This is a genomic window from Actinomycetospora sp. (genome assembly GCF_055612215.1).
In genome coordinates, this window is record NZ_JBVPVA010001139.1 from 1 (window position 1) to 2,236 (window position 2,236).

The following is a 2,236-nucleotide window of genomic DNA, read 5'->3' on the forward strand; positions in this document are numbered from 1 at the left end:
AGTCCGGGCTGTTCGGGTCGAGCGCGTTCCACGCCGCCTTCTGCGTCGGGCCGTCGTGGCTTGCCAACGGGTTCGGGTCGAAGGACGGCGTCGAGACCATCGCGAGGATCTCGCCGGTCTGCGGCCGGATGGAGACGACGCTGCCGCTGTAGCCCTTCGAGGCCAAGGCCTCGTACGCGGCCTGCTGGACCTTGGGGTCGATGGTCAGCGCGACGTTGCCGCCCGCCGGCGCCCGGCCGGTGATCACGTCGGAGATGCGGCGCACGAAGAGCCGGTCGTCGGTGCCGTTGAGCACCGAGTCCTCGGCGCGCTCGACGCCGGTCGACCCGTAGACCTGCGAGTAGTAGCCGGTGATCGGCGCGTACATCGGGCCGTTCGAGTACTGGCGCAGGTACTTCAGCCGGTCGTTGGTCGGCACGCTCGCGGCGAGCACGTCGCCGCCGGCGCTGATCTGCCCGCGCTGGCGGGAGTACTCGTCGAGCAGGACGCGCTGGTTGTACTCGTTGGACTTGTAGTCGTCGGCCTTGACCACCTGGACCCACGTGGCCTGGCCGAGCAGCAGCACGATCAGGCCCATGACCACGAGGGAGACCCGACGCAGCGGGGTGTTCACTCTCGGGTCCTCCCCCCGTCGCCCGGCTGGGCGCGGCCCGGCACCGGTGGGGCTCCGTGGGGCGGGGTGGCCACGTCACCGCGCGACACCATCTCCGTGTGCGCCTCGGCGAGCGGCGTGTGCGGTCCCGCGGGCGTCTGGCCCGGGCCCGTCTTGGCCTTGTCGTTGGCCGGCTGCCGGGCGGCGTTGGAGACCCGCAGCACGAGGGCGACCAGCGCGTAGTTCGCCACCAGCGAGGACCCGCCGTAGGACATGAACGGCGCGGCCTGCCCGGTGTTCGGGATGAGGTCGATGACGCCGCCGCACACGACGAACACCTGGATCATCACGGTGAACCCGAGGCCGGCGGCGAGCAGCTTGCCGAAGGTGTCCCGGACGGCGAGGGCGGTGCGCAGCGCTCGGGTGGAGATCAGCCCGTAGAGCAGCAGCAGGACCATGAGCCCGACGAGGCCGAGCTCCTCACCCATCGAGGTGAAGATGAAGTCGGTGCTCGAGAGCGGGACGAGGTCCGGCCGGCCGGCGCCGAGGCCGGTGCCGAGCATGCCGCCCGTCGCGAGCCCGAAGAGCCCCTGTGCGACCTGGAAGCTGGTGTTGGCCGGGTCGCCGAGCGGGTGGAGCCAGACCTCGACCCGCAGCTGCACGCGGGAGACGAACGTCCAGGCCGCGAACGCGCCGGCGGCGAAGATGACGAGCCCGATCAGCACCCAGGAGGACCGCTCGGTGGCCACGTAGATCATCGAGAGGACGATCCCGAAGAACATCAGCGAGGTGCCGAGGTCGGACTCGAAGACCAGGACGCCCATGGCGACGGCCCACGCGATGAGCAGCGGCGCGAGGTCGCGCGGGCGCGGGAACGTCATGCCGAGGAAGCGCTTGCCCGCCGTCGTGAACAGGTCGCGCTTGGCGACCAGGAACGAGGCGAAGAAGATCGTCAGCAGGATCTTGGCGAACTCCCCGGGCTGGATGCCGACGCCGCCGACCCGGATCCAGATCTTCGCGCCGTTCACCTCGGACAGCGCCGAGGGCAGGATCGCCGGCAGCCCGAGCAGCACGAGCCCCACGAAGCCGACGGTGTAGCCGTAGCGGGAGAGCGTGCGGTGGTCGGGCACCCGCCACATGACGACGACGAAGATGACCAGGCCGAGGGCGAGCCACGCGATCTGGCGCAGCGCGTCCGCGTCGGGCGCGGGGTTGCCGAGCGCCGCCGCCCGGGCGGCCTTGGCCAGGTCGATGCGGTGGATCATCACGAGGCCGAGCCCGTTGAGGAGCGCCGCGCACGGCAGCATCACCGGGTCCGCGTAGGGCGCGAACTTCCGCACCGCGAGGTGGGCGCCCCCGAACAGCGCGAGGTAGGCCAGCCCCAGGTAGAGCAGCGTGATGTTGAGCTGCTGGTTCTGGTTGGCCTCGACGAGCACGAGGGCGCCCGTGGTGATGATCGCGGCGAACGCGAGCAGCGCGAGCTCGATGCCGCGGCGGGTGGAGACGGCCGCGGCGACGATCGGGCGCAGCGCGGTGCGGTCCGCCGGTGCCTCGACGGGGGGCCGCGTGCTGCCGCTCCGTCCGCCGGGTGCGGCCTGGGCGGGGCGGGCCACTACTGCACCCGGCGACAGTCGCGTCCCGGGA

At 71.8% G+C, this 2,236-nt stretch carries 1 protein-coding gene and 1 pseudogene; both read right to left on the reverse strand.

Annotated elements, in window-relative coordinates; translation table 11 throughout:
* Positions 1-613: pseudogene (locus AC0CYZ_RS30715) on the reverse strand (penicillin-binding protein 2); the annotation flags it as partial.
* Entirely contained in the window at positions 610-2,205 is a 1,596-nt protein-coding gene (locus tag AC0CYZ_RS30720; protein ID WP_472221905.1) for an FtsW/RodA/SpoVE family cell cycle protein, read from the reverse strand. The gene AC0CYZ_RS30720 and the pseudogene AC0CYZ_RS30715, both read right to left, overlap by 4 nt.
* Between the last annotated feature and the right edge of the window lie 31 nt (positions 2,206-2,236).